25 protein-coding genes and 1 pseudogene are annotated in these 26,188 nt (G+C 71.5%); 14 read left to right on the top strand and 12 right to left on the bottom strand.

Annotated features, from left to right (window positions below; all coding sequences use genetic code 11):
- Positions 1 to 2 precede the first annotated feature (2 nt).
- Positions 3 to 599, top strand: a complete 597-nt coding sequence (locus QI633_RS25030) for an NAD(P)H-dependent oxidoreductase (protein ID WP_282427447.1) — start codon at positions 3 to 5, stop codon at positions 597 to 599.
- Here the strand turns inward: QI633_RS25030 and QI633_RS25025 are convergent.
- On the bottom strand, positions 585 to 1,205 hold the full coding sequence (locus QI633_RS25025) for a TetR/AcrR family transcriptional regulator (RefSeq protein WP_282427446.1): 621 nt from the start codon (positions 1,203 to 1,205) through the stop codon (positions 585 to 587). The genes QI633_RS25030 and QI633_RS25025 overlap by 15 nt on opposite strands.
- 100 nt (positions 1,206 to 1,305) lie before the next feature.
- Here QI633_RS25025 and QI633_RS25020 point away from each other — a divergent pair, with 100 nt between their 5' ends.
- On the top strand, positions 1,306 to 1,815 hold the full coding sequence (locus QI633_RS25020) for a DUF4863 family protein (RefSeq protein ID WP_282427445.1): 510 nt from the start codon (positions 1,306 to 1,308) through the stop codon (positions 1,813 to 1,815).
- Positions 1,812 to 2,537 (top strand): nitroreductase, encoded by a 726-nt coding sequence (locus tag QI633_RS25015; protein WP_282427444.1) that lies wholly within the window; start codon positions 1,812 to 1,814, stop codon positions 2,535 to 2,537. The genes QI633_RS25020 and QI633_RS25015 overlap by 4 nt, the downstream gene beginning before the upstream one ends.
- Before the next feature lie 26 nt (positions 2,538 to 2,563).
- Here the strand turns inward: QI633_RS25015 and QI633_RS25010 are convergent, their stop codons facing one another.
- The gene (locus tag QI633_RS25010) at positions 2,564 to 2,794 is read right to left on the bottom strand and encodes a hypothetical protein (RefSeq protein ID WP_282427443.1); all 231 of its coding nucleotides are present in this window, start codon (positions 2,792 to 2,794) and stop codon (positions 2,564 to 2,566) included.
- Between the two features lie 331 nt (positions 2,795 to 3,125).
- Here QI633_RS25010 and QI633_RS25005 point away from each other — a divergent pair.
- Positions 3,126 to 3,205: pseudogene (locus QI633_RS25005) on the top strand.
- 233 nt (positions 3,206 to 3,438) lie between these two features.
- Positions 3,439 to 4,527, top strand: coding sequence for a DNA adenine methylase (locus QI633_RS25000; protein ID WP_282427442.1), 1,089 nt, complete (start codon positions 3,439 to 3,441; stop codon positions 4,525 to 4,527).
- On the opposite strand, the gene QI633_RS24995 is transcribed toward QI633_RS25000, so the two are convergent.
- Together QI633_RS24995 and QI633_RS24990 are read right to left on the bottom strand one after the other, a co-directional pair.
- On the bottom strand, positions 4,505 to 8,038 hold the full coding sequence (locus tag QI633_RS24995; RefSeq protein WP_282427441.1) for an indolepyruvate ferredoxin oxidoreductase family protein: 3,534 nt from the start codon (positions 8,036 to 8,038) through the stop codon (positions 4,505 to 4,507). The two genes, QI633_RS25000 and QI633_RS24995, sit on opposite strands and share 23 nt — an antisense overlap.
- Entirely contained in the window at positions 8,035 to 9,132 is a 1,098-nt protein-coding gene (locus QI633_RS24990) for a Glu/Leu/Phe/Val dehydrogenase dimerization domain-containing protein (RefSeq protein WP_282427440.1), read from the bottom strand. Before QI633_RS24990 ends, QI633_RS24995 begins: the two co-directional genes overlap by 4 nt.
- Positions 9,133 to 9,263: 131 nt before the next feature.
- Between QI633_RS24990 and QI633_RS24985 the strand changes: the two genes are divergently transcribed.
- Entirely contained in the window at positions 9,264 to 9,713 is a 450-nt protein-coding gene (locus QI633_RS24985) for an Lrp/AsnC family transcriptional regulator (protein WP_141796885.1), read from the top strand.
- A 165-nt stretch (positions 9,714 to 9,878) separates the two neighbouring features.
- Here QI633_RS24985 and QI633_RS24980 read toward each other — a convergent pair whose 3' ends face one another.
- Both QI633_RS24980 and QI633_RS24975 read right to left on the bottom strand, forming a co-directional pair.
- Positions 9,879 to 10,700: an SDR family NAD(P)-dependent oxidoreductase gene (locus QI633_RS24980; RefSeq protein WP_282427439.1), complete on the bottom strand. Its 822-nt coding sequence runs from the start codon at positions 10,698 to 10,700 to the stop codon at positions 9,879 to 9,881.
- 92 nt (positions 10,701 to 10,792) lie between these two features.
- Positions 10,793 to 11,377, bottom strand: coding sequence for a TetR family transcriptional regulator C-terminal domain-containing protein (locus QI633_RS24975; protein ID WP_282427438.1), 585 nt, complete (start codon positions 11,375 to 11,377; stop codon positions 10,793 to 10,795).
- 289 nt (positions 11,378 to 11,666) lie between these two features.
- Between QI633_RS24975 and QI633_RS24970 the strand changes: the two genes are divergently transcribed.
- Positions 11,667 to 13,088: an APC family permease gene (locus QI633_RS24970; protein WP_141796888.1), complete on the top strand. Its 1,422-nt coding sequence runs from the start codon at positions 11,667 to 11,669 to the stop codon at positions 13,086 to 13,088.
- A 1-nt stretch (position 13,089) separates the two neighbouring features.
- On the top strand, positions 13,090 to 14,445 hold the full coding sequence (locus QI633_RS24965; RefSeq protein ID WP_282427437.1) for an NAD(P)/FAD-dependent oxidoreductase: 1,356 nt from the start codon (positions 13,090 to 13,092) through the stop codon (positions 14,443 to 14,445).
- Positions 14,446 to 14,449: 4 nt separating this feature from the next.
- Here the strand turns inward: QI633_RS24965 and QI633_RS24960 are convergent, their stop codons facing one another.
- The 3 genes from QI633_RS24960 to QI633_RS24950 form a co-directional block, all read right to left on the bottom strand.
- On the bottom strand, positions 14,450 to 15,265 hold the full coding sequence (locus QI633_RS24960) for an arylamine N-acetyltransferase (protein ID WP_282427436.1): 816 nt from the start codon (positions 15,263 to 15,265) through the stop codon (positions 14,450 to 14,452).
- Positions 15,266 to 15,350: 85 nt separating this feature from the next.
- Positions 15,351 to 15,812 carry a nuclear transport factor 2 family protein gene (locus QI633_RS24955; protein WP_282427435.1) on the bottom strand — a complete coding sequence of 154 codons (462 nt, stop codon included), beginning with the start codon at positions 15,810 to 15,812 and terminating at the stop codon, positions 15,351 to 15,353.
- Between the two features lie 46 nt (positions 15,813 to 15,858).
- Positions 15,859 to 17,172 carry an EAL domain-containing protein gene (locus QI633_RS24950; protein WP_141796920.1) on the bottom strand — a complete coding sequence of 438 codons (1,314 nt, stop codon included), beginning with the start codon at positions 17,170 to 17,172 and terminating at the stop codon, positions 15,859 to 15,861.
- A gap of 274 nt (positions 17,173 to 17,446) precedes the next feature.
- Here QI633_RS24950 and QI633_RS24945 point away from each other — a divergent pair, with 274 nt between their 5' ends.
- The 4 genes from QI633_RS24945 (at position 17,447) to QI633_RS24930 (ending at position 22,193) form a co-directional block, all read left to right on the top strand.
- On the top strand, positions 17,447 to 18,643 hold the full coding sequence (locus QI633_RS24945; protein WP_141796921.1) for an ABC transporter substrate-binding protein: 1,197 nt from the start codon (positions 17,447 to 17,449) through the stop codon (positions 18,641 to 18,643).
- Positions 18,644 to 18,712: 69 nt separating this feature from the next.
- Positions 18,713 to 19,570 (top strand): branched-chain amino acid ABC transporter permease, encoded by an 858-nt coding sequence (locus QI633_RS24940; RefSeq protein ID WP_282427434.1) that lies wholly within the window; start codon positions 18,713 to 18,715, stop codon positions 19,568 to 19,570.
- A 2-nt stretch (positions 19,571 to 19,572) separates the two neighbouring features.
- The gene (locus QI633_RS24935; protein WP_282427433.1) at positions 19,573 to 21,441 is read left to right on the top strand and encodes a branched-chain amino acid ABC transporter ATP-binding protein/permease; all 1,869 of its coding nucleotides are present in this window, start codon (positions 19,573 to 19,575) and stop codon (positions 21,439 to 21,441) included.
- Entirely contained in the window at positions 21,438 to 22,193 is a 756-nt protein-coding gene (locus QI633_RS24930; protein WP_141796924.1) for an ABC transporter ATP-binding protein, read from the top strand. Before QI633_RS24935 ends, QI633_RS24930 begins: the two co-directional genes overlap by 4 nt.
- 77 nt (positions 22,194 to 22,270) lie before the next feature.
- Here the strand turns inward: QI633_RS24930 and QI633_RS24925 are convergent, their stop codons facing one another.
- Together QI633_RS24925 and QI633_RS24920 are read right to left on the bottom strand one after the other, a co-directional pair.
- On the bottom strand, positions 22,271 to 23,044 hold the full coding sequence (locus QI633_RS24925) for an IclR family transcriptional regulator (RefSeq protein ID WP_141796925.1): 774 nt from the start codon (positions 23,042 to 23,044) through the stop codon (positions 22,271 to 22,273).
- Positions 23,045 to 23,057: 13 nt separating this feature from the next.
- The gene (locus tag QI633_RS24920; protein WP_222117715.1) at positions 23,058 to 23,711 is read right to left on the bottom strand and encodes a helix-turn-helix transcriptional regulator; all 654 of its coding nucleotides are present in this window, start codon (positions 23,709 to 23,711) and stop codon (positions 23,058 to 23,060) included.
- Positions 23,712 to 23,846: 135 nt separating this feature from the next.
- Between QI633_RS24920 and QI633_RS24915 the strand changes: the two genes are divergently transcribed.
- Complete coding sequence (locus tag QI633_RS24915) at positions 23,847 to 25,331, top strand: AMP-binding protein (RefSeq protein WP_282427432.1); 1,485 nt, start codon at positions 23,847 to 23,849, stop codon at positions 25,329 to 25,331.
- Here QI633_RS24915 and QI633_RS24910 read toward each other — a convergent pair.
- Positions 25,319 to 25,822, bottom strand: coding sequence for a hypothetical protein (locus QI633_RS24910; protein WP_282429336.1), 504 nt, complete (start codon positions 25,820 to 25,822; stop codon positions 25,319 to 25,321). The two genes, QI633_RS24915 and QI633_RS24910, sit on opposite strands and share 13 nt — an antisense overlap.
- Here QI633_RS24910 and QI633_RS24905 point away from each other — a divergent pair.
- Entirely contained in the window at positions 25,728 to 26,180 is a 453-nt protein-coding gene (locus QI633_RS24905; protein WP_282427431.1) for an SDR family NAD(P)-dependent oxidoreductase, read from the top strand. The two genes, QI633_RS24910 and QI633_RS24905, sit on opposite strands and share 95 nt — an antisense overlap.
- Positions 26,181 to 26,188 lie beyond the last annotated feature (8 nt).

The raw sequence follows: 26,188 nt of genomic DNA, 5'->3' as shown, positions 1-26,188 counted from the left end.
AGATGGCTGAGCACCCGCCCCTGGTCCAGGTGATCACGGCGAGCACCCGGCGCCAACGCGTCGGCCACCACGTCGCCGCGTGGGTGGCGGAGCAAGCGGAGGGCCGACCGGCCCTCACGGTGGAGCAGGTCGACCTCGCCCAGGTCGACCTCCCGCTCTACGACGAGCCGAGGCACCCCCGGCTGCGCCAGTACGAGCACGAGCACACGCGCGCCTTCGGTCGACTGATCGAGCGGGCCGACGGGTTCGTCATCGTCTTCCCGGAGTACAACCACAGCTTCAATGCGGCCTTGAAGAACGCCGTCGACCACCTCTTCCATGAGTGGTCGGACAAGCCGGTCGGCTTGGTCAGCTACGGGGGGATCTCCGGCGGGACCCGGGCCGCGGCCGCCCTTCGCCCGGTGCTGTCGTCGGTCGGGGCGCTCGCCCTGCGCGAGGCCGTGGTGGTCCCGTCGGTCGGCGCTCGGATCGAGGAGCAGGCGTCGGGACGGCGCTTCTCTCCGAGCCCGGAGAACGACGAGGCGCTCGCGGACCTGCTCGATGCGCTGATTCGGTGGATCCCCCGGTGCCGTTCGGCGGCGCCGTCAGGGGGCGAGTGAGGGCCACAGGGTGTCGCAGACGCTCTCCGCGACGGCGTGGTGGTCGGCGTCCTCGCGCAGGAACGTGGCGAAGTACGCGCCGAAGCACAGTGTGGCGACCGCCCGCACGTCGACCTCCGGCCGGATCCCGCCGCCATGCTGCAGCGCCTGGAGTACGGCCTCGAGCTGGGCGAGCCGTGGGTTGACGGCGCGCTCGCGCACGATCGCAAGCAGTTCCGGCGTCCGGCGGGCCTCGCCCATGAAGTTGCCCATCAGCAACATGGCGTCCTCGTTGAAGTACGCCGGGTCGAGGCGCCGTACCGCCTCGACGAAGGCCTCGCGCGGCTCCAGCTCGGCGATGGCGTCGCTGGGGTAGGAGTCGGTCTGCGCCTGGAACCCCCACTCCAGCGCGGCGATGACGAGATCGAGCTTGGTCGGCCAGCGGCGGTACAACGTGGGCCGGGTCGTACCCGCCGCGGCCGCGATCTCGCTCAGGCTGATCTGCGAGTAGCCCTGCTCTGCCAGCCGCTCACGGGTCACCTGGATGATCGCAGTGTCGAGATCGGCGTCGCGAGGGCGGCCGGGCCCGGCGGCCGCAGCGGGCGTCGCGTGTGCGCTGGGGGTCATGGGCTCAGTATCGCAAGTCCCCTCTTCCGATTTCGTTACGATACGGTATTGTATTAGAACCGGATCGGGCGGGCGCCCGGACGAGACGAGGAGACCGACCATGAGCACACCGCAGGACCTGATCGACGCCAGCATCCCGTTCCTGAACGCGTTGAAGAACCGGACCGCCGGGGAGGACCTCGAGCGCTGGTTGAACCAGACCCACGGCCCCGGCTCGGAGTTCTACGACCGTGTGGCGAGTCTGGTGACCGAGGGTGTCCGGGACGGCTGGGCGGCCAACATCGAGATCGACGGCCCGCACTACCGGCGCAGTCGCCTCGCCGAGCCGAGTGCCGAGCTGAACTACTTCAGCATCACGGCCGTCTACATGGACAGCGTCGAGCCGTTCCGTGGCCAATACCACCAGCACCCGTACGGCGAGCTGAACCTCGTCGTCGCGCTCGACGAGGGCGCCGAGCTCGCCGGTCCACGCGGCTGGTGCGGCGGGGGCTGGACGGCGCCGGACCCGGCGAGCCACCACTACCCGGAGGTGCGTGGCGGCGCCGTCATCGCCTTGTTCTACCTTCCGGCGGGCCGCATCTCCTACGACATCGTGCCTCCGGTCGAATGACCTCGACGCGCCAGGGCGCGCCTTCGTCGTGTCGCCACGACGAGGTGGACGCGTTCGACGCGATCGTCCGGGGCCGGCGCAGCGTGCGGGCCTACCGTGACGATCCGGTCCCCCCGCAGCTGGTTCGCGAGATCCTGGACCTCGCCGCCCGGGCGCCGAGCAACTCCAACGTCCAGCCCTGGCACACCTACGTGCTCGCGGGCGCGCGGCGGCGGGCGCTGACCGAGCACGTGCTGCGCTACTACGACACCTTCGGCCGGGCGGAGCGCGAGTTCGACTACCAACCGGATCCCGCAGCGTGGGAGCCGCCGTTCAAGGAGCGCCGAGAGAGATTCGGCGAGGGACTCTATGGCCGCGCCCTCGGCCTGCGCCTGGAGGACGCTACGGAGCGCGAGCGCTACCACCGCCGCAACTACGACTTCTTCTCCGCTCCCGTCGGGATGATCGTGACCACGGCCCGCAACCCCCGAGCAAGCGCGCTCATCGATGTCGGTGCGTACATCCAGACCCTCCTCCTGAGCGCTCGGAGCCGTGGCCTTGCCACCTGTGCACAGGCGTCGTTTCTGGACTTCCACCCGGCCGTGCGGGAGCACCTGGCCATTCCGGCCGACCGGATGATCGTGTGCGGCATCTCGCTGGGCTACGAGGACCGGGCTCACCCGATCGCCGTGAACGCGACGGACAGGGAGCCACTCGACCAGCAGGTGACCTTCGTCCGCTAGGTGTTCTCACCACGGACGTAAATCGCTCACGGAGCACCGTCCTCGTTCGCGGGGGCGATGGGCGGGTCGGTGGAAGGCATCATGATGTCGACGAGCTCCTCGGTGAGGTGCTCGGCGTGCTGCTGTGCCTGTCCGATGTACCAGTCCTGGAACCGAGTCGGCGCCAGGGCGGCGAACGCCACTACTCCGATGCCGATCCACCGCAGGAGCTTCTTGGGCAGGAGATCGCTGAAGTCGGCGGCGTCGAACACGTCCATCCTCGGATGGTGCCATGGGGGTCCGACACATCCACGCAGAAGCCGTGGGGCCGCACCCTTCGTCGAGCGTGAGCGGATGCCGAATCGGTCTCAAGAGGTGCGAGGGGGTGCCGTCGCGAAGTCGGGAAAGTCCGAGGTAGCGATCCAGGCACCATCGGTAGATCGGATCGCGCGGCCTTCGAGAGGAAGGAGCCGGCTCATTTTCGGCTCATTCGGACAGTCCTTTGTGGAGGGTGGACGGCTCGGTGCGACCGGCTCCGACTGAGGACGACGGGCCGGCGAAGTGCCCTCTGACCTGCTACGTTGGGCGACATCGAGGTGTCGGCCACAGGCGCGCCGGGTCGGCGCCGGTCACCCCATCTGATCCCTACGGATCAGAAGGTTTGGGGTTCGAATCCCTACAGGCGCGCAGAGCACGAAGGCCGGTCTCCGAACCACGGAGGCCGGCCTTCCGCGTTGTGAGGCTACGTCCGACCTTTCACACTCACGCCGATCGCGTGTCAAGGCCGGCTCCTAGGGTTCTGGCTGCCCGGGTACGGCGACGATCATCCCCCCGAGACTCGCCGTACCCGTGCCCGCCGCGGGGTGTGGGGCCGCGCGGCCCGGGTCCCGCGGTGCGACGGAAGGCGAAGTAGCCTCGGTCCGTGCTCAAGTACCTGGGTTCCAAGCGGACCCTGGTCCCCGTGCTCGGCGACATCGCGGAGGCGGTGGGCGCGAGGACCGCGGTCGACCTGTTCACCGGTACGACGCGGGTCGCGCAGGAGTTCAAGCGGCGCGGGCTGGTGGTCACCGCGACCGACCTGGCGACGTACAGCCAGGTCCTCAGCGACTGCTTCATCGCGACCGACGCGCGCGAGGTCGACGAGCAGGAGCTGGACAACGAGCTGAAGCGGCTGGCGGCGCTGCCGGGGGAGCCGGGGTACTTCACGGAGACGTTCTGCGTGCGGTCGCGGTTCTTCCAGCCCAAGAACGGCGCCCGGGTCGACGCGATCCGCAACGTGCTGGAGAGCGACCATCGGGGCTCGCCGCTGTACCCGATCCTGCTGACCGCCCTGCTGCTGGCGGCCGACCGGGTCGACTCGACGACGGGCGTGCAGATGGCCTACCTCAAGCAGTGGGCGCCGCGGTCCCACAACGACCTGGCGTTGCGGCGCCCCGAGCTCCTCCCGGGCACCGGTACGACGATCCGCGGCGACGCGATGCGCACGATCGACGACCTGCCGCCGGTCGACCTGATGTACCTGGACCCGCCGTACAACCAGCACCGCTACTTCACGAACTACCACATCTGGGAGACCCTCGTCCGCTGGGACGCACCCGAGCACTACGGGGTCGCGTGCAAGCGGATCGACAGCCGGGACGCGGGGACCAGGAGCGTCTTCAACACCCAGCGCGCGATGCCGGCCGCGTTCGCCGACCTGGTCGGACGGGCCCGGTCGGAGGTCGTCGTGGTGTCCTACAACGACGAGTCGTGGATCACCGCCGAGCAGATGATGGACTCGCTGCGCGACGCCGGGCACGAGGACGTGCGGATGCTCGCGTTCGACCGCAAGCGGTACGTCGGCGCCCAGATCGGGATCCACGGTCCCTCGGGGAAGAAGGTCGGGACCGTCTCGCGACTGCGCAACGTCGAGTACGTGTTCGTCGCCGGGCCGACGGCGAGGGTCGGGGCCGCGATGGCAGCGGCCCACGACCCCTCGCGTCCGCCCGTCAGTCGACCGCCGGAGGCGTGACGCCGAGCTCGCGCAGCGCGGCGACGTACTCCTCGACGTTGCGCAGCTTGACCGTCTCGTAGCCCCGGACCAGGTCGGGCAGCTCCGCGATCCGCACCGCGCGGTCGTACGACGCCGCGTCGCCCAGCTCGGAGGTCAGGCCGGTGACCAGCGTCCGGTAGTGGTCGCGCAGCTCGCGCTCGACCTTGCGCAGGTGGGCGTAGCCGAAGACGTCCGCGCGGGTGCCCCGCAGCGACTTCATCCGGGCCAGCGCGCGCAGCGAGCCGTGCGACTTCGGGCCGAACGAGATCTTCTTCTTCCGGCCCATCGCCCGCAGCACCGGCGGGTGCAGCTTGAACGCGACCGTGCCGCCGGGGAAGGCGTCGCCCGTCGAGGCGAGGAAGGCCGGGTCGGTGAGGAGCCGAGCGACCTCGTACTCGTCCTTGTACGCCGTCAGCTTGAACAGGTTGCGCGCGACGGCCTCGCTGAACCGGGTCTCGGCGGTCGCGGCCCGCTCGGCGGCGGCGACCTGGGCGACCAGGGCGACATAGGAGTCGGCGAGCTTCTCGTCCTGGTAGCCGACCAGGTCGGTGGCCCGTTGGGAGACCAGGCGGAGCAGCTCGCCCTCGAGGCCGGCGGCCGCCACGGAGGCGGGTACGGCGACCTCGCGGGCAGGAGCGGTCGGCGCGGCGACGGCGCCGGCGGCCCTGAAGGCAGCCGGGTCGGTGACCGCGACGCGGCCCCAGCGGAACGCGGCGATGTTGGCGGCGACCGCGGTGCCGTTGATCTCGATGGCCTCCTCGATCGCGGCCGCGGGCAGCCGCAGCGCACCCGTCTGGTGGGCGGCGCCGACGAGCAGGAAGTTCGCCGCGACGGTGTTGCCGAAGATCCGGTCGGCGGCCTCGAGCGCGTCGAAGTCGAACAGCTCGACGCTGGCGGTGCGGACCCGATCGAGCAGGCCCGCCTCGTCGGGGTGGGACACCTTCGGGTCGTGGACCATCGCGCCGGTGGCGGTGCGGCTGGTGGAGACGACAGTGCGGGTCTTCTCCGGGTCGCCGTAGGTGAGGTTGCGGTCCTCGGCCAGGGTGAGCAGGTCGAAGCCGAGGAAGCAGTCGGCCGACCCGGGGGTGAGGCGGTTGGCCGGCTCGAGGTCGCCGGCGGCGAAGCGCAGGTGACCGGTGACCGGTCCGGCCTTCTGGCTCAGGCCGGTCTGGTCGAGCGACTCGACGGCGTACCCGGCACGCAGCGCGGCCGTGGCCAGCACCTGGTTGACGGTCACGATGCCGGTGCCGCCGATGCCCGCCATGAAGACGTTCTGGGTCGTGGTGACCGGCTGGTCGGCGGTGCTCGCCGCGACGCTCGGCGGCGCCGGGTACGAACGCTTGGACTTGGCGGTCCTGGGGGTCTCGAGACGGTTGCTGCGCAACCTCATCGACCACCGGGCGGTCTTCGGTGCCGTCTCGACGGTCACGAACGACGGGCAGTCGCCGTCGAGGCAGCTGTAGTCGGTGTTGCACGAGGTCTGCTCGATGCGGGTCTTGCGGCCGTACTCGGTCTCGACCGGCTGCACCGACAGGCAGTTGCTCTTCACGCCACAGTCGCCGCAGCCCTCGCAGACCGCCTCGTTGATGACGACGCGCTGGGTGCGGGCGGGCAGGGCGCCGCGCTTGCGCTGGCGGCGGGCGTCGGCGGCACAGTGCTGGTCGTAGATCAGCACGGTCACGCCGGGGACCTCGCGCAGCAGCCGCTGGGCCTCGTCGAGGCGGTCGCGGTCCCAGAGCAGGGTGCCGGCGGCGAGGTCGCGGCGGCGGTGCCGGCCGGGGTCGTCGGCGCAGACGATGATCTTGGCGACGCCCTCGGTGGTGAGCTTGTGGGTCAGCTGCGCGACGGAGAGCGCGCCCTCGGCGTCCTGGGCGCCGGTCATCGCGACGACCTCGTTGAAGAGCAGCTTGTAGGTGATGTTGACGCCGGCCGCGATGCAGGCCTGCACGGCGAGCTGGGCGGAGTGGAAGAAGGTGCCGTCACCGACGTTCTGGAAGATGTGGCCGGCATCGGTGAACCACGCCTGACCGATCCACTGCGCACCCTCCCCGCCCATCTGGGTGACACCGGTGACGGTGTCCTCCGGGCGGTCGGAGATGGTGACCATGGCGTGGCAGCCGATGCCGCCGCCACCCATCGAGCCCTCGGGCAGCACGGTGGAGCGGTTGTGGGGGCAGCCCGAGCAGAAGTACGCCGACCGGTTGACCGGGAGCAGCGGCAGGCTCGTGCGGGGTCGCTGGGGCGGGGCGACGGTCAGCCAGCCCTCGAGCGCGTGGCGCAGGGGAGCGAGCAGCCGGCCCGCGGTGAGCTCGCCGTCGGCGGGGATCAGCCGCTGGCCCGAGGCGTCCAGCTTGCCGAGGATCCGCGGTGCGTTCGCGCTGCCGTAGAGCAGGTCGCGGACCTGCATCTCCATGAAGGACGTCTTGTCCTCGACGACCACGATCTCCTCGAGGCCGTCGGCGAACCGGCGTACGGCCTCGGGCTCGACGGGGCTCATCATGCCCATCCGCATCACCCGGACGCCGGCCGCGACCAGCGCCTCGTCGGTGACGCCGAGGTCGGTCAGCGCCTGGCGCAGCGAGTCGTAGCAGCTGCCGGAGGCGACCAGGCCGATCCGGGCGGTCGGGGAGTCGACCTCGATGACGTTGAGGCCGTTGCGGGCGGAGTACTCGTGGACGAGCGCCGTCCGCGGGCCCACGAGCTCGGCCTCCGCGCCGACGATCATCGCCGGGCGGAGCACGATCGGGCTCTGGGTGTAGGCGTAGGGGTTGCCGTTCCAGTCGATCGTCGGCGTGACCGGGGTCAGGGCGACGTCGGAGCTGTCGACCACCCAGGCGCCGTCGGCGACGTCGGCGACGATCTTGAGCGCGACCACGCAGCCGGTGGCGCGCGACATGTCGATCGCGTGCAGGCCGAGGGTGACGATCTCGGTGGAGTTGCGGGGGAAGAGCACCGGGATGCCGAGCGCGGCCAGGGACCGCTCGCTGACGGCCGGCACGGTCGAGGACTTCGACGCCGGGTCGTCGCCGACGAGGAGGACCGCGCCGCCGCGGCGGTTGACGCCGTACATGTTGGCGTGGCGCAGTGCGTCGGTCGCCCGGTCGACGCCAGGGCCCTTGCCGTACCAGAAGCCGGTCACGCCGTCGTACTTGCTGGTGCCGAGCGGCAGGTCGACCTGGCTGCCCCACACGGCGGTGGCGGCGAGCTCCTCGTTGAGGCCGGGCACGAAGCGGATGTCGTTGGCGTCGAGCACGTCCTGCATGCCGGCGAGCATCCGGTCCAGGCCGCCGAGCGGGCTGCCCTGGTAGCCGGACACGAAGGACGCGGTTTTGAGGCCGCGGCGACGGTCGAGGGCGCGGTGCTCGACGAGGAGGCGGGCGATCGCCTGCACGCCGGTGAGCAGCGTCGGCGGCGCGTCGACCCGGAACCGGTCGTCGAGGTCGTACGGCGCGGCGGGCTCGCCGGCAGGTCGTTCGAGCAGCTCGGTCATGCGGTGGCTCCCTCGGTCGGGCGGGTCGCGGCGGACAGGCGTTCGGCGACGATCTCGGCGGCGACCTCGCTGGGCAGCCGGCCGCTCTCGTCGGAGCGGGTGAGGATCGCGCGCACGGTGGTGGCGATCGCGGCGATCTCGACGCGCAGCTCCTCGGGCGTGCGCGCCCAGATCTCGCCGCCGACCTGGATCAGGCCGCCGGCGTTGGCGACGTAGTCGGGCACCCAGGTGATGCCGCGCTGTTGCAGCAGCGGGGCGACCGACGAGTCGAGGAGCTGGTTGTTGGCGGCGCCGCAGACGATGCTCGCGCGGATCGCGTCGACCGAGCCCGGGGTCAGCGTCGCGCCGAGCGCGCACGGGGCGTAGACGTCGACAGGGGCGTCGAGCACGCTGGCGCGCGTGGTCACGCTCGGGTGCGCCTCGACGATGCGGGCCAGGGCCGCCTCGGACGCGTCGGACACGACGACGCTCGCGCCCTCCTCGAGGAGGAGCGCGACCAGGTGGGTGCCGACCTTGCCGATGCCCTCGACGCCGACCGTCCTGCCGCGCAGGCCGTCGGGTCCCCAGCGGTGCTCGGCGGTCGCCCGCATCGCGCTGAACACGCCGTACGCGGTGGAGAAGCCGCTGTCGCCCGAGCCGCCGTTGTGGCCGACGACGTACCGGGTGGCGGTGGCGACCGCGTCGAGGTCCTGTGCCGTCGTACCGACGTCGGCGGCGGTGAAGTAGCGCCCGGAGAGCGTGTCCACGAACCGACCGTACGCCGCCATCAGCTCCGGCGTCTTGATCGACTCGGGGTCGCCGATGATGACCGCCTTGCCGCCGCCGAGGGGGATGCCGGCCGCGGCCGCCTTGTGGGTCATGCCCTGCGAGAGGCGCAGCACGTCGGTGAGCGCCTCGGCCTCGCTGGCGTAGGGGTAGAAGCGGGTGCCGCCGAGCGCCGGGCCGAGCCGCGTGTCGTGGATCGCGATGATCGCGCGCAGTCCGGTGGCCTCGTCGCGGCAGAAGACCACCTGCTCGTGGCCGGCGGACCCGAGCTCGTCGGAGCGTTCGAAGACCAGGTCGACGGGGGCGGCGGGGGCGGCGGTCAGCGTCATGCGCACGAGCCTGGGGCTTGGTGGGCCGGGTCACAAGACTTGTCGCCCGGTTTGGCGTCGATCCGCAATCGTGGCGGTGCGCTGCCGCTTCGTTGCGCAACAGAAGACTCGTGAGGAGTAGATTCCGTTGCGTGAGTGATGCTGCTGTTCTCGACACCACCGACCGCGCGATCCTCGACCTCCTGCGGGAGAACGCGCGCCGCCCGCTGCGCGAGATCGCGACCGCCGTCGGGCTGACCGTCGCACCGGTCCAGCGGCGGATCGCGCGCCTGGAGAAGCTCGGTGTGATCGAGCGCTACACCGTCAAGATCAACCACGGCCGGATCGCGACCGGCATCGAGGCGATGACCGAGCTGCACTTCGGCGACGACCTCGACCTCGCCCAGATCATGGAGTTCGTCGCCCAGGTCCCCGAGGTCGAGGAGGTGCTCACCCTCGCCGGCGACCCGGACGCACTGGTGCGGATCCGGGTCGACGGGGTCGAGGACCTGCGCCGCGTCGTCGGCATCCTGCGCTCGGGACGTGCGGTCGCGAGCACGAAGACGCTGGTCGTGCTGGAGCAGTGGACCCGGTTCGGCTGACGTCCCCGTCGAGTCGCCCCGTCCTCGTGGTTGAGTTGCCGCTTTCTCCCTGTTGAGTTGCCCCGTCCTCGCGGTTGAGTTGCCGATCTCAACGGTGAGTTCCGGCAACTCAACGGTGAGGATGCGGCAACTCAACGGTGAGGATGCGGCAACTCAACGAGCTGGTCAGCCGAGGCTGACCGACGGGGCGGTCCGGGTCGTGATCATCTCGGCGCGGGCGGCGAGGCCGGCGTCGGTGAACTCGGGGTGGGTGATCACCCAGTACTCGCCGGCGGCGACGGCGTCGAGCACGATCCGGGCGTACTCGTCGCCGGGGATGCCCTCCTCGACGTTCTGCTGCGCGAGGTACTGGTGGAAGCCGAGCAGCGCCGGGTCCTCGGTGGCGGGGGCCTGGGCGAAGATCTCGCTGCGTACCGGGCCGGGAGTGACGACGGAGACCTTGACCGGCGACTGCGCCATCTGGAGCTCCATGGCCAGCGACTCGGTGAGGCCGAGGACCGCGAACTTGGTGGCGGTGTACGGCGCCATCATCGGGCTCGGCAGGAAGCCGCCGACCGAGGAGACGTTGACGACGTGGGCCGCCGTGCCCTGGGCGACCAGGCGCGGGACGAAGGCGCGGACGCCGTTGACGACGCCGCGCAGGTTGACGTCGATCGCGGTGTCCCAGTCCTGGGCGGAGATCGCCCAGGAGTAGCCGATCCGCATCACGCCGGCGTTGTTGACGACCAGCTCGACGCTGCCGAAGCGCTCGAACGCGGCCTCGGCGAGCCGGTCCACGGCGGCGGCGTCCGCGACGTCCGTGACGACGCTCAGCACCTCGCCGGGCAGCTCGGAGGCCACCGCCGAGAGGCGGGCCTCGTCGATGTCGGCGAGGACGAGCTTCATGCCGAGGGACGCGGCGTGCTGGGCCAGTCCCTTGCCGATGCCGCTGCCGGCGCCGGTGATCAACGCGGTGCGGCCGGAGAAGACGTCGTGGGCCGTGGTCATGGAGGAACCTCCCTGGTCGTTGGTGCCCTCACTGTGGTGAGGCACGCCGGGAGCGGACCCGCGGGTCCCGCTGGACGGGATCGCCGCGCGGGTCAGGGGGTGAGGGTCGCGCGGGTGTGGCCGATCGCGGCCTCGCGCTGGGCGGTGCCGCCGCCGTTGACGATCGCGATCGCGAAGCCGTCCCACATCGCCCGCAGCCGGGCAGAGAGCCCCTCCGGGTCGCCGATCCCGGGCAGGCAGGCGCGCAGTACGACGACCAGGTCGTCGTGCCAGTGGTCGTCGAGCTCGCGTTGCGCGGCGGCCAGCTCGGCGTCGTACGGCGCCCGCGCCCACAGCTCCAGCCACAGCATCCAGCGCGGGTCGCGCTCGTCGACGGGCAGGAAGACGCCGGCGAACTCGAGGACCGTGGTGAGGTCGCCGGTCCCCGCGGCGGCCTGCTCGAGGAGGGGCGCCCGCTGCTCGGCGTACTGGCTCTCGCTCCAGCGCAGCGTCTCCAGGAGCAGGCCGTTGCGGGTGCCGAAGTAGTAGAGGAGGTGCCCGCCGCTGGTCTCCAGGCGGGCGGCCAGCGAGGCGATGGTGACCTTGCCGAGGCCCTGCTCGGCGATCATCTCGAGGGTCGTGGCGAGCACCTGCTCGCGGGGCCGGTCCAGGCGCCGGTTCGATCGGGTGCGTGCCACGCCCACACCCTAGGCCGCGGCCCCCACGGCCCCGCCTGCTGCGCGACGTTTCCGACTCGATCTGGCTGCGTCGGCGTCGCTCGAAGGGCGATCCAGCACGACTTCGCTCCGCCGCCTTGCCATAGCGGCCGGAAACGCCGCTCGCGACGGCGGCGACGTGGGGACGCAGCCTGGACAAATCGTGCAGGGGTCTTGACGAGGACCCGTGTCGTACGTCACTTTGAATGTCGTTCAAACTTTTGTACGACGTTCAAAGTGCGTCGAGAGGTACTGCCGAGGAGTCCGGGAAATGACCGAAACCATCACCGCGAGCGCGGCGGAGACCACGCCCGTCGAGTCGGGACACGGGGGAGGGCTGGCTCGCGTGCTGGGCCCGGCCGGAGCGGTCCTGCTCGTGCTGTCGTGCATCACGCCGGCGTCGAGCCTGTTCATCATCGTCCCCGAGATGATGGCCAGCCAGGGCAGCGGCGTGGTCCTCACGATCCTCGCCGGCATCCTGATCTCGGTCGCGGTCGGCGCCTGCTACGCCGAGCTCGGCACCCGGGTCGCGAGCGCTGGCGGCGAGTACGCCATGGTCACCCACACCCTCGGCCGCTGCGCCGGATGGCTGACCTTCGCCCTGTCCGGCGTGCTGCTCTGGGTGATCCCGCCGGTCATCGCGCTCGGCACCGCCGACTACCTCGCCGACCTGGTGAACCTCGACCGCGCGCTCACCGGCGCGGTCGTCATGCTCGTCGCCACCGGCATCGCGCTGCTCGACATCCGCGCCAACGCGCTGGTCACCGGCATCTTCCTGCTGCTCGAGATCGTCGCCGCGGCCGTCGTCGCACTGCTCGGCGCGGCACACGTCCAGCGCGGTCCCGGCGAGCTGCTGGGCGCACACGTCCTCGGCGACAGCGGCCTCGAGCCGTTCACCGCGGCCCTGCTGGTCTCCGGGCTGACCGTCGGCGTGTTCGTCGTCAGCGGATTCGGTACGGCGGCCTACCTGGCCGAGGAGGTCGTCGAGCCCCGCCGCAACGTGGCCCGCGTCGTGTTCTGGTCGCTCGGCCTCGGCGGCCTGGTCATCCTGGTCCCGACCGTCACCACCGTGCTGGCCGTCGACGACCTCGGCGCGCTCGCGACCGGCGACTTCTCCGAGTTCGTCCGGGCCTGGGGCGGCGACGCCACCGCCGTCGCGGTCAACCTCGGCATCGCGATCGCCATCCTCAACGCCGCCATCGTGATGGTGCTGCAGAACAGCCGCGTCGTCTACGCGTCGGGCCGTGACCGGGCCTGGCCGCCCGCCGTCAACCGCGCGCTGAGCCTCCTCGGTCCGCGGTACGGCGCCCCCTGGGTCGCCACCCTCGTGATCGGCATCCCCGGCGCGGTCCTCGCGTGGGGCGTCGACATCGAGGCCCTGCTCGGCATCACCTCGGTGATCATCTCCGCGATGTACGTCGTCCTCGCGCTCGCCGCGATCCGGGTGCGCCTGATGAGCACCGCCCCCGGCTGGCGGATGCCGCTGTGGCCCCTGCCGCCGCTGCTCGTCGTCGTCGCGGTCGGCTACGCCCTCGTCGGCGCCGACCCGCTCGACCTCGCCATCACCGGCGGCATCCTCGCCGTCGCCCTCGTCTACTACCTCACCTACCTCGCCCGCCGGCCCGACGAGCGCTTCGTCGTGATCGACCCGACCGACGAGCCCGCCCTCGAGCCCGCCTTCCAGGAGAACTGACATGACCCTCCACGACGTGATCGTGATCGGTGCCGGCGCGACCGGCCTGACCGCCGCCTGGCGCCTGGCCGAGGCCGGCCAGGACGTGCTGGTGCTCGAGGCCCGGGACCGCGTCGGCGGCCGGCTGCGCACCGACCTCACCGACGAGGCGGGCGCCCCCGCCATGTTCGAGATGGGCGGCCAGTGGGTCTCGCCCGACCAGGACGCGCTCATCGCGCTGGTCGACGAGCTCGGGCTGGCGACGTACCCACGCCACCGCGACGGCGAATCGCTGTACGTCGGCCGCGACCGCGTCGCGCGCCGCTTCACCGACGACCTGCCGGTATCGGAGGCCACCAACGCCGCGATCGCCGAGCTGGCCAAGAAGCTCGACGAGCTCGCCGCCGCGATGGACCCGGCCCGGCCGTGGGAGCTCGAGGACGCCCGCCACCTCGACAGCATCTCGCTGCGCGCCTGGCTCGAGGAGCAGTGCGACGACGCCGAGGCCCGCGACAACATCGCGCTCTACCTGGGCCCCGCGATGCTGACCAAGCCCGCCCACGCGTTCTCCGCGCTCCAGGCGGTGCAGATGGCGGCCAGCGCCGGCTCGTTCAGCAACCTGCTCGACGCCGACATCATCCTCGACCGCCGCGTCGTCGGCGGCCTGCAGTCGGTCCCGATCGAGCTGGCCAGCAGGCTCGGCGACCGGGTCCGTCTCGGCCAGGACGTGACCCACGTCGAGTGGAACGACGGCGGCGCGGTCGTCCACGTCGGCGACGAGCAGCACGCCGCGCGCCGGCTGGTGCTCGCCGTACCCCCGACCGTGGTGCGCCGGGTCCGGTTCACCCCCGAGCTGCCGGCCGAGCACCGGATCGCCCGCGAGCACCAGTCGTTCGGGCTCGTGATCAAGGTGCAGGCGATGTACGAGACGCCGTTCTGGCGCGAGGCGGGCCTCGACGGCACTGCGTTCGGGCCCTACGAGCTCGTGCACGAGGCCTACGACAACACCCCCGAGGGCGAGTCCCGCGGTGTCGTCGTCGGCTTCGTGTCCGACGTCAACGCAGACGCGGTCGGCCCGCTGTCCGAGGAGGAGCGCCGCGGGCGGGTCCTCGACTCGCTCGCGACCTACTACGGCGAGCAGGCCCGCCACCCGATCGCGTACGTCGAGAGCGACTGGCAGCACCAGGAGCTCACCGGCGGCGCCTACGGCACCAGCTTCGACCTCGGCGGCCTGACCCGCTGGGGCCACGTGCTGCGCCAGCCGGTCGGCCCGATCGAGTTCGGCAGCAGCGACGTCGCCGGCCACGGCTTCCAGCACGTCGACGGCGCCGTGCGGGTCGGCTCCGAGATCGCCGAGGGGATCCTCGCCGCCGGCTGACCGGTCAGAGCCCGGCGACCCGGTCCAGCAGTCGCCGCTCCTCGTCCGGGGTCAGCGGTACGGCGAGCGCGCGCAACCAGTCGGTGAGCTCACCGGGCGCCAAGGGACGGTGCGCGGTGGGCTCGCCCGGTCGTCGTACGGTCAGCGCGGTGGCGGTGACCGAGACGTGGCGACCCTCGTCGTGGCGCGTGATCATCAGGCCGTTGCGGAAGTGCGAGGTCGCGAACGTGCTCGTGTAGTGGTGCCCGATGACGACGTCGACCGGCAGCACAGGCAGCTCGTCCGTGGTGTGCGCGTGCTCCCAGCCGGCCTCCCGCAGTCGCTGCAGGCCCCACCCGCCGCCGGTGCGCACCACCCGGTAGGGCCAGCCGTCCTGGTCGCTCTCCGCGCCGTCGGCCAGGACCACCGGTCGCACCAGGCTCATCCCGAAGCCGGGGTCGCACAGCAGCCGCTCCCCGTCGAGGCGCACCTCGAGCGTCATGTGGGTGCGGCCCTGCACGTCACCCGTCGCCGGGTCCCCGACCCTGCCGAGGTGCCGCTCGACGTCGTACCCCAGGCGGTCGAGGGCGGCCGCGAACACCGTGGCGTGCTCGAAGCAGTAGCCGCCCCGCCCCCGTCCCACGAACTTCTCGCTGAGCACGTCGAGCCCGACGCCGCGGTGCTGGCCGAGCAGCACGTCGACGTTGTCGAAGGTGAACGTCCGCACGTGCGCCCGGTGCAGCGCGTCGAGCGCGGCCCGCGACGGTGGCGCCGCCGTCAGGCCGAGACGATCGAGGTAGCCCGCCAGGTCGAGCCGGTCGGTCTGCCAGGGGTCGCTCACGTCTCGATCGTAGGGTTCGCGCGACGGGGAGGCGCCTGCTGCGCGCGCCACGACGCTCGCGACGCCGCCTCCCCGTCGCGCGAACTCAGCGGACCTTGCGCACCGGTCCGGTCGTGATCACCTCTATCGTCAGCGCTCGCCTGGCGATCAGCCAACGCCCGTCGACCAGCGCGTACTCGTCGTCGTAGTGCAGGTACCAGGTCAGGTCCCGGGCCCGGCCGTCATCCGCCGTGCTCACGTGGTGCGCCTCGCAGGCGACCCGACCGGTCGCTCGGTCGGGTCGATCCGCGTCGACCTCCGCGATCCGGCCGACCACGGCGTGGAAGGTCGCCGCGAAGCCGGCGAGCCGGCCGAGAGCGGTGACCACGGCCTCTCGGCCGAGCACCTCGACGGTCGGCTGCAGGGAGGACGGCGGATCGGGCAGGACCAGCTCCGCGTCGGACGTGAACAGGTCACCGACCGCCGCGAACGCGCGCTGATCGACCAGCAGGGCGTAGCGGTGGACGAGGTCGTCGAGAGCGAGCCGGTCGGCGGTCGTCGGGGTCACGGAGGCGAGCCTTCCGGTGCACGGGACCGACGACAAGTCGCTCGACTCACCCAGTGGGACCCGGATCGAGATCGCGCGCGGGTCGCCCGAACAGGTAGCCCTGGGCCCGGTCGCAGCCGACGTCGCGCAGGAACAGGCGCTGCTCCTCGCACTCCACGCCCTCGGCGACGACGGACAGTCCGAGATCGTGGGCGCCGTCGACGAGCCACTGCACGACCCGCGCCACCCGGACGTCGTGCGGGACCCGGCTGATGATCGACAGGTCGAGCTTGATCCCGGTGAGGGGCAGGTCGAGCAGGCGCTGGAGCGTCGAGTGGCCGTTGCCGAAGTCGTCGGCGTCGATCCGCAGCCCGGCGTCGCGCAGTTGCTGCAGCTCGGGGCGCAGCACCTCGATCGGCGTCGGGCCTCCGGTCTCGGTGAGCTCGATCGTCACGGCGCCGGCCGGGACGGCCTGCTCGGCGATCTCGTCGATGATCCGCCGGGCGAACCCGGGCTGGGCGATCTCGACGGCCGAGGCGTTGATCGATACGCCGAACCCGGGCCCCTCGGCGGAGCCGCTGGAGACCGTGTCCAGGACCGATCGCAGTGCGGCGAGCGAGCGCCGTACCACCTGGCGTCCGGTCGGCAGGATCAGCCCGGTCGCCTCGAGCACGGGCAGGAAGGCCGACGGGGGGATCGGTCCGTGCTCCGGGTGCTCCCAGCGCAGGAGCGCCTCCGCGCCGCAACGCCGGCCGGTGTGCAGGTCGACCACCGGCTGGAACCAGGGCAACAGCTCGCCGTTGTCGAGGGCGGCGCGGATCCGCTCGGGTCGCAGCAGCCCGGACGTCTCGAAGCCGTCGGCCAGACCCGCTCGGTGGTCGGTGCGTCGCAGCTCGATGTGGGCGACGACCTGCTCGGCCAGGATCCGCAGCCACTCGACGGACTTGTCCGGCAGCTGGCGGGCGACGGTGTCGAACACGCAGAGCGTGCCGATGGGCAGGCCGTCGCGGCCCACGAGGGGCACGCCGGCGTACGCCAGCACTCCGTCGTCGGCGGCGGCGCGGAATCGCGGATCGAGCCGTGAGTCGGCCACCGCGAGGGGCTCCTTGCGGGCCACGACCTGCTCACAGAAGGTGAAGCCGCGCGGCACCTCGGTGCGCCGGATGCCGAAACGGGCCTTGAACCACACTCGCTCGTCGTCCACCAGGGCCACCGCCGCCATCGGCGTACCGCACATCCGGGCGGCGATGAGGACGAGGTCGTCGAACAGGTCCTCGGGCTCGGTGTCGAGGAGCGCGTAAGAGCGCAGCGACTCGAGTCGGTCGGCTTCGTGGTCGTGCTCCGCGGCGTACGACGGCCGCGTGGTGGCGCTGGTCCCCATGGTGCGATCCAGGTGCGTGCGATGACGTAGATCGCGCTGGCTCGACGATCACGTGACCTCGTCCCCATCGGCCGGCAGGCAGCGGAGCTGAGTGCTTGCATCGAGCACGCGGGGATCGCGCGAGATCCCTTGCCGCTTGCCCTAGCGTTTGCTTGGTTTGTCACCTACTATGACGATTCGTAATACCCCGGAAGGTCATAACGAGAGGCTCGGCTCCTCGCGTCGAACTGGCGGGCCTGCCCGGCCTGCCCACGCTCATCAGAAGGAATCTGGGATGAAGACACGTCTGTTCAAGGTGGTCGGCGGACTCGCCGCCCTCGCCATGGTCGCCGCGGGCTGCGCCGGCGAGGACTCCGGCAGCGGCAGCAAGGACGGCGAGTACCGCGTCCTGGTGCTCGGCGGCATCTCGGCCGAGGGCCCCCTCGCCGACAACGCCTCCACCTCGGTCCTGTCCGCGAAGGCCGGCGTCGACCTCGTCAACGCCAGCGGCGGGATCGACGGCAAGAAGGTCAAGATCGAGGTCCTCGACGACCAGGCCGACCCGACCGTCGCCGTCACCAAGCTGCGTGAGGCGATCGCCAAGGGCAAGCCCGACCTGGTCCTCAACTCGGGCCCGTCGACCGTCGCTGACGCGACCCTGCCGATCCTCAAGCAGAACAGCATCCTGTCCTTCAACATCGGCCCGACCGCGACCTCCGCGGACCCGAAGGCGTTCCCGCTCAACTTCGACCTCTCGGCCAGCGCGCAGAACCAGCTCGACGCGTACCCGCCGTACTTCGAGGAGAAGGGCTACGCCAAGGTCGGCATCCTGCACGGCTCGAGCTCCTACGGCGAGGTCTACGGCGCCGCCTCCGAGAAGACCTTCGACGCCGCCGGCCTCGATGTCGTCGCCAACGAGGAGTACGACGTCGCCGCCCTCGACATGACCGCGCAGCTCGAGGCGATCCGCGCCAAGAGCCCCGACGTGTTGGTGCTGGACGCGTACGGCGCCCCGCTCGGCTACGTCCTCAAGGGCATCGAGAAGCTCGGCTGGGACATCCCGATTGTCGGCAACACCTCGGTGTCCGCCACCACGCTGATCTCCACCGAGCCGCCCTCGGGCGTCCTCGGCACGCCCGCCGTCAAGAACCTGGTGATGCAGGTCTTCAAGAGCACCGCGTACGACGCGGCTGCGACCGACGCCAACGACCTGGTCGCCCGGATGAAGAAGATCGACCCGATCAAGGCGACGCTGATCCTCGCCTACAACAACGACGCGCTCGCCCTCGTCCAGGCCGCCGCCGACGAGGCCGACTCGACCGACCCGAAGAAGATCGCCGAGGCGCTCCTCGACGCCGACGTGCAGGAGGAGGCCACCACCGCGGTCATCGGCACCTACCGCTTCTCGGCCGACTCCCACGCCGCCAACCCGGCGCCCGAGGAGTTCGAGTTCATCGCCCCCGGCCCGCTCAAGGACGGCCAGTTCCACTGACGTGCTGACGCCGGCGGGGTGGGGTGACCCGTCCCGCCGGCGTTCGCCGTACGACCCGAGGGAATCACCGTGACTCTGATCTGGGGTGGCCTGTCCCTGGGGGCGATCTACGCGATCGTCGCCATCGGCTACAACATCGTCTTCATCTCCTCGAAGACCTTCAACTTCGCCCACGCGCAGCTGACCATGGTCGGCGCCTTCGTGGCCTACACCGGTCTCGTGACCTGGGACCTGCCCGCCGTGGCGGTGGTCCCGATGGCGGCGATCGCCGTCGCCCTGGTCGCCGCGATCGAGGAGCGGATCGCGATCCGCCCGGTCGGCGACATGCACAACATCCTGGTCACCACGCTGGGCGCCTCGATCCTCCTCGACGGCATCGCCCAGCTGACCTGGGGCACGCAGCCCCTGACGGTCCCCTTCTTCGGCGGTGACGAGGCGTTCACGCTGCTGGGCGGCCGGGCCTACCCGGTCGAGCTGTTCCTGATCGCTCTGGCCGTGCTGCTCGTCGTCGCGCTCGGCATCTACAGCCGCCGCTCGCTGACCGGCCTGGCCCTGCTCGGCATGGCCGAGGACCGCGAGGCCGCACTGCTGCGCGGCGTGAACGTGCGCCGGATGGCCTTCATGGCCTTCGTGGCCGCGGGTGCCCTCGCCGGCTTCGCCGGCATGTTCGTGGGGTCCAAGACCTTCGCCGTCTCCACGCTCGGTGCTGCGCTCGCGCTCAAGGGCTTCGTGGTCCTGGCCATCGGCGGCTTCGGCTCGATGCCGGGCACCCTGGTCGGCGGCACCCTGGTCGGGCTGGCCGAGGCCTACGCCTCGCGCTACCTGGGCGGCGAGTACGCCAACCTCGCGGTCTTCCTGATCCTCATCACCGTCCTCATGGTGCGTCCCGCCGGGCTCTTCGTCCGCACGAAGGAAAGGGTGGTCTGACCATGGCTGCTCAGACGCTCGCACGCCGCATTGCCGGCGGTCCGCTCTGGATCGTCCCGCTGGCGCTGGGGATCCTGCTGATCCTGGTGCCGTACTTCAACCTGGAGTACTCCATCGTCCGCCAGCTCCAGCTGGCGATGATCCTGTCGCTGCTGGTCAGCGGCCTCAACCTGAGCCTCGGTTTCGCCGGTGAGCTCGCGCTCGGCCAGGTGGCGATGTACGCCGCCGGCGCCTACACGGCAGGCCTGCTCTCCCTGCACGGGCACACCGACATCGTGCTGCAGCTCGTCGCGGCCGGGGTCGCGGCTCTGCTGGTGGGAGTGATCACCGGTATCCCGGGCCTGCGGCTCGGCAGCTGGTCGCTGGCCATGACATCGTTCTTCCTGGTGCTGCTGTTGCCCGACGTGATCGCGATCTTCCGCGAGGACACGGGCGGCCGCAACGGCCTCAGCGGCATCCTCTCGCCGACGTTGTTCGGCCGGCTGCTCACGCCCGAGGACTACTTCATGGTCATCGCGATCGTGACCGTCGGCTGGTTCGCGGTGATGCGCAACATCGCCGTCTCCCGGCACGGCACCGCGCTGCGGGTACTCAAGCAGAGCCCCGTACTCGCGGCCTCGATGGGCATCAACGTGTTCCGGATGAAGCTGATGGCCTATGCCCTCGGCGCCGTCCCGGCGGGTCTAGCCGGCGCGCTCTTCGCCAGCCTGGACCTGTACATCTCGCCCGAGGCCTTCTCGTTCACCGTCGCCACCACCATCCTGGCGTCGTCGGTGCTCGGCGGCTCGGCCAGCGTGTACGGCGCCGTGTTCGGCGCGTTCATCCTGCAGTTCGGCCTCAACCAGTCGACCGACTTCCAGAAGTACTCATTGGTCGTCACCGGCGCCTTCCTCATCATCGGCGGCGTGCTGCTGACCGGCGGCCTCTCCGGCCTGGCCCGGGCGCTGTGGCGCAGGCTGGTCGCAGAGGACCCCTCGACCGCGGCCGAGCGGTCCGAGCGGTCCGTCTCAGCGGCCGACGAGGTGCCCGCCGTACCCGGCAAGGTGCTCAAGGTCGAGGGCGTCGCCAAGGCGTTCGGCGGCAACCAGGCGCTCAAGGGCGTCGACCTCACCGCCACGCCGGGCCGGGTGACCGCGCTGATCGGGCCCAACGGCTCGGGCAAGACCACCCTGCTCAACATGATCTGCGGCTTCTACCGCACCGACGCGGGCGTCATCGCCCTCGACGACCGGCAGCTGCAGCGGATGGGCCCGGACCGGGTCGCCCGCACGGGCGTGGCGCGCACCTTCCAGACGCCCAACATCCCCGAGGGCATCACCGTCCGCGAGGCCGTCATGGCGGGTCGGTACGCCGGCCACCGGGCCACCGTCCTCGAGGCCGTGCTGCGCCTGCCCCGCTACCGCAAGGTCCGCAAGGGCGACCTGTCCGAGGCCGACCGCGTGCTCGACCTGGTCGGGATCCGGCACCTGGAGAACGCCGAGGCGACCGCGCTGCCGTTGGGCCAGCGTCGTCTCCTCGAGGTGGCCCGCTGCCTGATCAGCAACCCGGGCGTGCTGCTGCTCGACGAGACCGCGTCCGGCCTGGACGAGGACGAGGTCGAGCGGCTCGCCGAGGTGATCCGCCGGGTGCGCGACGCGGGCGGCACCGTCGTCCTGGTCGAGCACAACTTCCAGCTCGTGCTCTCCCTGGCCGACGAGATCGTCGCGCTCGCCCACGGCGAGCTGATGGCCAAGGGAACGCCGGAGGAGATCCAGAACAACGAGCGGGTGATGAGCGAGTACCTCGGCATCGACCCCGACGCGCCGGCGTCCGCGCACGTGGTGCTGGCCGACGTACTCACCGATGGAGCGGCGGAAGGGGCCGACCGATGAGCACCGAGAGCACCGGGGACAAGGCGAACGAGCTGCTGCTCGAGGTCCGCGGCCTCGGCACCGGGTACGGCGACCTGCGGGTCGTGTGGGACGTGTCGTTCGACGTGCGGGCCGGTGAGATCACCGTCCTGCTCGGTCGCAACGGCGCAGGCAAGACCACGACGATCCGTGCGATCAGCGGCCTCAACAAGATCGTGGCCGGCGAGGTCCGCTACCGCGGGGAGTCGCTCGCCAAGGTGCCCGCGCACCAGCGGGTGCGGCAGGGGATCGCCTACGTGCAGGAGGGCAAGCGAGTCTTCCACTCGCAGACGATCGAGCAGAACCTGCTCCTCGGCGGCTACACCCGCAAGATGAAGCGGTCCGAGCTGCGCTCCGAGGCCGAGCGGATCTACGAGCTGTTCCCGATCCTCGCCGAGAAGCGGGCGTTGCCCGCGGCCAGCATGTCGGGCGGCCAGCAGCAGATGCTCGCCATCGGCCAGGCGCTGATGGCCCAGCCGCGGCTGCTCATGCTCGACGAGCCGTCCGGCGGCCTCGCCCCGGTCATCGTCAACGAGGTGATGGAGCGGGTGCACCAGCTCAAGGAGACCGGCATCGGCATCCTCCTGGTCGAGCAGGCCGTCGAGGCGTCCTTCGCGATCGCCGACCACGTCACCGTCCTCGACATGGGCCGCACGATGCTCTCCTCGCCCGCCAGCGAGGTCAGCGACATGACGCTGCTGCAGGACGCGTACTTCGGCAAGACCGCGGGCTGACCTGATCGCCGACCCGGCAGAAAGTTGCGCCGGGTCGGCGCCGACCCGGCGCAACTTTCTGCCGGGTCGGCGTGCTCTCAGGCCAGGCGGAGGACGGCGCCGCGCTTCGACGGGACCCAGTCCGGGTACAGCGTGCGGCTGGTCGTCCGGGCCGCGGCGAGCAACAGCGGGCCGACGACGGGGAGCGGCAGGTGACCGCGTCGGACCACGGAGATCGCGGCGATCGGTCGCGGGCCGCGCGGGCCCGGGACCACCGTGGCCATCGAGCTGATCCCGGTGCCGGGGAGGCCGTCGAGGATCGCGATCCCCTTGCGGCGTCGTACGGCGGCCAGCTCGTGGTGCACCGACTCGAGCCCGCCCGGCGTACGGTCGAGGTGACCCACCAGGGCGTCGACCTGCTCCGGGGCGAGGGCCGCCAACATCGCGAGTCCGCTGACCGAGTCGGTGGCGATGATCCGGCCGCCGACTCGGGAGGGGATGGTCGTGGCGCGGGCGCCGCCGACCTTGTCGAGGTAGTGCACGATCGGGCCGTCGAGCACCGAGAGGTGGACGACGGCGTCCGTGGCGAGCTGGAGCTCGTTGAGCGCGACCGACGCGGCGGCGCGCAGGTCGAGGTGCTCGCCCTCGCCGCCGGTCGCGTTCAGTCGGCGCCCCGGCGAGTAGCCGCGGCGGTCGTGGTGGACCCAGCCGAGGTCGCGCAGCGTGGTCAGCAGCCGGAAGACGGTCGTGCGGGGGAGCTCGGTGATCTCGGCGATGTCGTCCAGCCCGAGCGGGCCGGGTGCGTCGTCGAACGCGTCGAGGATCATCGTCGCGCGCTCGAGGACGCCCAGTCGCGTCGCTGACTCCGTCATCGCCGTACCCCTCCTAGCCGCGGTGCTGCCGCAGCTCTTCCGACGTACGCCGGGCCTCGGCCGCGGACGACGTGCCCCAGGTGCGTGCCGCCTCGTCGAGCTCGGCGAGCATCAGCTCGGCCCGGTCGCGCTCGTCGGCGTAGTAGCGCTCCGACCAGCGCAGCACCAGCTCGGGGAAGGCCCAGCCGGGCTCGGCGGTCGCGCCCTCGCGGTCGGCCTCGGCGCGGACCCGCATCCGCTCGGACTGGTCGCGGTGCTCGGCGAGCACGGCGCGCAGCCGGTCGGGGTCGGAGAGGTGACCGAGCCACAGGCGCAGCATCACGCCGTGCTTGAGGACGACCGGGTCGACGTGGTCGTCGGCCGACCAGTCGCGCAGCGCGGTGTGGCCAGCGTCAGTGATCTGGTACATCCGCTTGCCGCGGACGTCGTCGCGGTTCTCGATCCGTGAACTGGCGAGACCGAGCTTCTCCAGCCGGCGCAGCTCGCCGTAGATCTGGGAGAACGACGGCGACCAGTAGAAGAACTTCAAGCTCCAGTCGGCCCAGCGCTTGAGGTCGTAGCCGGACAGCTCCTCGCCGAACGAGAGAAGCCCGAGGACCGCCCATCCGGTGGGTGGGAGCGTGGGCGCGGCGTCGTCCGACGGCACGTCGGGTCCCTTGGTCGGCACGGGCTTCATCCTAGCTATCTGGTAACGGTTCGAACTATACCTACTAGGAATACCCTTGTCCCGGTCGAGCGCTTGGTTGGCCAAGGAGTGAAATCAGAGGTGACCTACCAACGAGTCACCGGCAGGGTGGGACACGTGGCTGCGACCATCGCCGAGCTCTGGATCGAACGCGCCCGCGTCCATCCCGACGATCCCGCCGTCGACGACGGTCGCGGGTGGCTGAGCTGGGCCGAGCTGCTGCCGCGCGCCCAGGCCGTCACTGATGCGCTCCGGGGCGCCGGTGTGGGGCCCGGAGACGTCGTCGTACTGCAGGCCAGGAACACGGTCGAGTGGGTGCTCGTCGCCGGCGGCGTCCACCTGCTCGGCGCGACCCTGGCGCCCCTCGGGGCGGAGGAGCCGGTGGCCTCCCGGCAGGCCTACGCCGACCGCGTCGGCGCCCGGGTCGTCGTGGCCGAGCTCCCGGTGGAGGGAGAGCTCGACCTCGGGTTGGTCTGTGGTCGGTTCAACTACCGGATTCGTCGCGCATCGGCCGATCCGGCGACAGATTCGGTAGTTGAACCGTCCGGACCCGCCGTGCTGCTCGCGACGTCGGGCACGGCGGGGCACCGGAGCACGGTGGCGATGGACCACGACGTGCTGGTGAGGCTGTACGTCGACGTGGCGGCCATGCTCGACATCGACCGGAGTGACCGGCTGCTGGGTGTCGTGCCCCTGGCGCACTCCTTCGGCTTCAACGGGCTGCTGGTGCTGGCTCTGCTGACCGGCGCGTCCGTGCGGCTGGTGCCTGAGCGCGACCGCGAAGCCCTGCCCGGGCTGGTCCGGGACTCCTCCGCGACGATCGTCGCGGGACCGCCCGCGCTGCTGCACGACCTCGCCGCCGCGGTGTCCGCCGGCGCAAGCCTGGGCCCGCAGGTGCGGCTGTTCATGACCGGTGCGACCGAGGTGCGTCCCGACGCGCTGCTGCCGATGGCCGCCGTGGCGGGGATCCCGCGGGTGTCGTCCGGGTACGGACTCACCCAGACCTGTGGCACGGTCGCGATCTGCCCCGACATCGGCCGGCTGACCAGCGGTGGCCATGCCCCGATGACCGTCGTGCCCGGTGTGGAGGTGGCCGTGGTCGACGCCCTGGGGGATCCACTGCCGGCGGGCGCACGTGGCCGGGTGCTGACCCGCGGCTACCAGGTCGCCGTCCCCACCGATGCCGGCGGCTGGCTCGCCACGGGCGACGAGGGACACGTCCACCCGGACGGCGCTCTCTGCATCACCGGGCGCGTCGATGACCAGCTCGTCGTGTCGGGGTTCAACGTCGACCCGGTGCGGGTCGAGCAGGCGCTTGCTCAGTCGCCGTACATCGCCCAGGTCGCTGTCGTGGGCCTGCTGGACCCGCGGCGCGGGCAGCGGCTGGTCGCGGTCGCGGTGCCCGCCGACGACGCGGATGCCGATGGGCGGAACGACGCGGCGGTGCTGGCCGGGGCGCGGGCTGTACTGGCGAGGTACGAGGTGCCCGACGCCGTGGTCTGGATGGACGCCCTGCCCCACACCACCACGGGAAAGCTCTCGCGCGCCACCGTGCGCGGGATGCTCGCCGAGCGCCTGGAGGAGCGCGATCAGGAGGTCTGATGAGCACAGCAGTGGCAGACCGGTTCGGAGGCGGCATCGCCCTGGTGACCGGCGCGGGATCGGGACTCGGGGAGGCGATGGCCGCCCGCCTCGCCGCGGACGGTGTGCACGTGCTGGTCACCGACGTCGACCGCGACCGCGCCACCGCCGTCGCGACCGCGTGCGTCGCGGCGGGCGGCAGTGCCGCGGCCCATGTCCTCGACGTCGCCGACGGCCACGCGGTCGACGCCCTGTTCGCCTCGGTCTGGGCGGAGCACGGCAGCGTCGACCTCGTCGTCAGCAACGCCGGCATCGAGTCCGGCGACCGGGTCTGCGACATGACGCCCGAGCAGTGGCGCCGGGTGATGGCCGTCAACAGACGGCGCCTTCCACTGCGCGCGCTCCGCCGTACCGCGGATGGCCGCCCAGGAGCGGCCGGGGGTCTTCGCGGTGGTCGCGTCGACAGGCGCGGTGACCTCCTTGCCGTACCAGTCGGCGTACGTCGCCAGCAAGCACGCCGCCCTCGCCCTGGTGCAGTGCCTCGACCTCGAGCTGAGGGCCGCCGAGACCCCTGTCCAGGTCTCGGCGCTGCTGCCCAACTGGGTCCGCACCCGGATCTTCGACGACGTACGGCGAGGGGGTGACCCGGTCGACGCCGACGCGCGCGCCACCTTCGCCCGGATGGCGACGGCCATCCAGGAGCAGGGCATGGAGCCCGGGCGGGCGGCTTCGCTCCTCCTCGAGGCGGTGGCTCGCGGGGACTTCTGGTGCTTGACCGACCCCGAGCGGACGGCTCAGCTGTTCGAGGAGCGGGCCCTCACGCTGCGCGAGCTGCGTCCGCCGGCCCGACCGGGCTGGCTGACCGCCTGAGCCCTGCC

The sequence above is a fragment of the Nocardioides sp. QY071 genome, assembly GCF_029961765.1.
Taxonomy (GTDB): Bacteria; Actinomycetota; Actinomycetes; order Propionibacteriales; family Nocardioidaceae; genus Nocardioides.
Note: the sequence above shows the minus strand (reverse complement) of the source record. Positions and strands in the feature narration are given on the sequence as shown.